The organism is Butyrivibrio sp. (genome assembly GCF_024699075.1).
The window spans coordinates 1-3,315 of sequence record NZ_JAILQF010000424.1 but is presented as its reverse complement, the minus strand read 5'-3'; the positions used below and the strand labels follow the sequence as shown (position 1 = coordinate 3,315).

The following is a 3,315-nucleotide window of genomic DNA, read 5'->3' as shown; positions in this document are numbered from 1 at the left end:
GTTATAAAGTATATAGGTATGGGCCTAATGTATGGAGCTGGAGGAATAGCATATGTTTTTAGTAGATATCCAGTACAATGCATATTGGTCGTAGTAGCTGTTGTCATGCTCTTTTTCAATCCTGTATTAGGGCTTCTTCTTGCAATGGTGGCGGGGTTGTACATAGTTTTTGACTTAAATCGGACAAAAACAAATTTAAGGAAACTATGGGAATATCTTAATGCAAACTGCGAAAGATTAGGATGTGTGAAGAATCTTGATAAGAACACGATTGCGCCTGCTTTTGTGAATCAAAGACTTTATGCTACTACTTACGAGGATGAGATAAAAAAATTCATTGACGCATGCGAGAATAAGTATATAACAAATGACAAGGAATTAAGATGGGCAGAACCTTTATTATCTTACCTTGAGCAAAACAAAATGGCAGATGTTTATGAATTAGAGAAAGTATCGAGTAATCAGCTACAATACACACATTCAACACCTGATGGATTGTTGATATTTAATGCAATGTCAGGATTATGTGCAACTAAAATTGAAAATGGTAATCACAAGTATTCTAGAATAAAGCTTGAAGAGGATGGTATTCGAAAGGAAATGAATTTGCCTTCCAGCAGCTCTGTGGAGCAATACTATCTATGGGCATTTAAAGCGGAAGATACTTCAAACAGAATAGGTACGAGTATGGGAAATATTGAAACAGAAGAAATCTCCGCAGATGATCTTGGAATTGATATGTAAAGTGATAACTTTATAGCACAGTTCTTGTTTGCATCAGCAAAGCGAATTCTTGATAATCTGCTTGTTCGTTTTCAGCTATCGCAAATAGTGCCTGTTTCTGGACTTGTCTTATAATACACCAGGGAGTGTGCGATATGCAATCACGCATTCTCTGGTTTTTTACATGTACTAACAGATAATTGTTTCTAGAGGATATCAGATGCAAATCATAATTTGGATTGTAGTTGCTATAGTGGTGTTGGCTATTTTGGCAAGTGTATTAGAGTGGGTTTTTGATCATATAATTCCCATATTGATTCTTGCGGCTTCGATTGTTGGCCTGATTTTATATCCGCATATAGCTATACCAATAATAGGACTAGGAATAGTATTATTTGCTGTTTATATTCTGATATCTAAGATGGTAAAGGCTATAAAAGAGAAACTAAAGATTAGTGAGCAGGAGAAGAAACAAAGAGAAGAGAATATCAATTCGGAAGAAGCAAAGAAAAATGAGGCAATTAATTCTCTTTCTGAAGATGTCCAAGAGTACGTGATGACTGGAAAAAGGTATATCGATAAATTCTATACATTTTCAAAGACTATTAAAAGTGAAGAAATACGAGTATCACTGAAAAAAATAATAGACATCTTAAACAAGATAGTAGATGCCATCATTTACCATCCCAAACAAGCGCGTCGGGTGCATAAACTATTTGACTATTATTTGCCTACTATTGACAAGGTATTGAGCGCATACGTTCAGTACGATAAGACTGGAGTGTCAGGTGAATCTGTTGAGAAAACAAAAAAGGAAATAGAGGAACTAATGGATGATTCATATGGCGCTTTTAAAAGTTGCCTGGAGCTAATTTATCAAGATGATACGATAGATATTTCTTCAGAGGTCGCAGCAATGAAACAAGTTATGGAGATGGATGGGCTGAAGGAAAGTATAAAAAAATAGTACAGGAATGTGCATGGTTTTTACGGAGGATAAAGAAATGAAAAGAAAAGTATTACTATCTAAAATCGTGTCTACGGTATTATTGGCTTTACTCGTAATAGGAATTGTCTTAGCACCTGTTAATAAAATAACTGTAGATGCAAGCGAAGATATTATATCAGTTGAGGAAATTGAAGCTTTAAAGACGGCTTCGGTGAACACTGAGGAATTTAACGCATATTATTACTTCATTTATAATCCTGATCTTCAGGTTATTTATGGAGCTAATGCTGATCTGCTGTACATACATTGGCACTTGATGGGTAAGTCTGAAGGACGAGTTGCAATAAATCTGGAACCATTGCTTCAGCAGCAGATTAGTCAGATCGTACCAATATCGTAAAATCAAAAGAGCCAAATCGACTACTTTATTTGTAGAAAAAGTATAGATGGACAAAGTATTTATAATAATCGAAAAGCCGCTTGAAAAATAGGCATGATTTAAAGAAATCCATCAACGATTTTCCAAAATATCCGAAATAATAATATCACTGATATGCCATGGAAGGATGGTGATAATATTATGAAAAAAAGTAAGATTCTAAAGGTTATTTTTACTTTTGTAACTGTTATTCTGCTAGTCCTGTCACCCTGCACAAGATCTTATGCAATCGATGTGGATCATGTAAAGGTGGCTGTTGATGAAGTCGGGAAGTGCTACAATACTACATTTGAAACATTTAATTTCATTGCTTTTGTATTAAAACATCCTGAGATTGGTTATCCTGATAAAGAGACAGTTTGGGCCTACTACGAAATGTACTGCAAGCCCAACGGAGAACTGGCTCCATGTACCCTCGAAGCTTATATGGATTATACCCAGTTCGATATAGATTACTTTTTAAGTGCTAATGGACTATCATCCCTTGAAGGTGAAACGGACTCACGAATTTTTGATTATTACTGCAATGGTAATATCTTATATGGATGGAAAGCAAGAGGCTTGACAGAACATGCAAACGCTTTAATTCAGGCCTATAATTACTGGTGCCGATATTATCTATGGGATAATGAGCTGGTAACTATTGTTAACTTCTATGCTGTACCATCTACGGTTATGGAATATTACACCATTGATCCTTATTCAGATCCTACTACATGGAATATCATAACATCTGTTGACGGGCCTATGCTTTATGGGCTAGGCAACTGCCAAGCATACGCTAAATTATACATGATGCTGTTAGACTTCTCAGGAATACCTTCCAGGACCGTAATAAGCAACACCCATATGTGGAATGAAGTTTTATATAATGGCATCTGGTATAATTGCGATACCTGTTGGGCTGATATAACTCAAAGTCATGTTAAAGCTGATCTTAGTTGGTGTATGGTACTTTTTTAAATAATAATTTCATTGAGCTACCAGGCAAAGTGGCACCATTGAAATAATATCCGTCAAATATTAGCGAGAATAATCTTGTGTGACACTTCTGTGACAAACGTTCTGATAATATTAACTCAAGATAAGACAACACAAGAACATCTACAGCAAATATATTGTGAATATAAATGCCGAGGGATATCTGGTAAATTGTCTTACAAACAGAATGATTAAGTAGTCTAAGTGGCATAAGCTTCACATA

At 35.4% G+C, this 3,315-nt stretch carries 4 protein-coding genes; all 4 read left to right on the top strand.

Going from position 1 to position 3,315, the window contains the following annotated elements; all coding sequences use genetic code 11:
- A partial coding sequence (locus tag K6G87_RS16915) for a hypothetical protein (RefSeq protein ID WP_296839853.1) occupies nt 1-744 on the top strand: 744 nt, incomplete at its 5' end.
- A gap of 199 nt (nt 745-943) precedes the next feature.
- Nucleotides 944-1,690, top strand: coding sequence for a 5-bromo-4-chloroindolyl phosphate hydrolysis family protein (locus K6G87_RS16910; RefSeq protein ID WP_296839852.1), 747 nt, complete (start codon nt 944-946; stop codon nt 1,688-1,690).
- Nucleotides 1,691-1,727: 37 nt separating this feature from the next.
- Nucleotides 1,728-2,072 carry a hypothetical protein gene (locus K6G87_RS16905; protein WP_296839849.1) on the top strand — a complete coding sequence of 115 codons (345 nt, stop codon included), beginning with the start codon at nt 1,728-1,730 and terminating at the stop codon, nt 2,070-2,072.
- A 180-nt stretch (nt 2,073-2,252) separates the two neighbouring features.
- Nucleotides 2,253-3,074 (top strand): transglutaminase domain-containing protein, encoded by an 822-nt coding sequence (locus tag K6G87_RS16900; protein ID WP_296839848.1) that lies wholly within the window; start codon nt 2,253-2,255, stop codon nt 3,072-3,074.
- Nucleotides 3,075-3,315: the final 241 nt, after the last annotated feature.

What these genes read in the sequence shown, in the direction of transcription:
- K6G87_RS16905 (WP_296839849.1), top strand. Translation starts at nt 1,728, where the DNA reads ATGAAAAGAAAAGTATTACTATCTAAAATCGTGTCTACGGTATTATTG.
- K6G87_RS16900 (WP_296839848.1), top strand. Translation starts at nt 2,253, where the DNA reads ATGAAAAAAAGTAAGATTCTAAAGGTTATTTTTACTTTTGTAACTGTT.
- K6G87_RS16910 (WP_296839852.1), top strand. Translation starts at nt 944, where the DNA reads ATGCAAATCATAATTTGGATTGTAGTTGCTATAGTGGTGTTGGCTATT.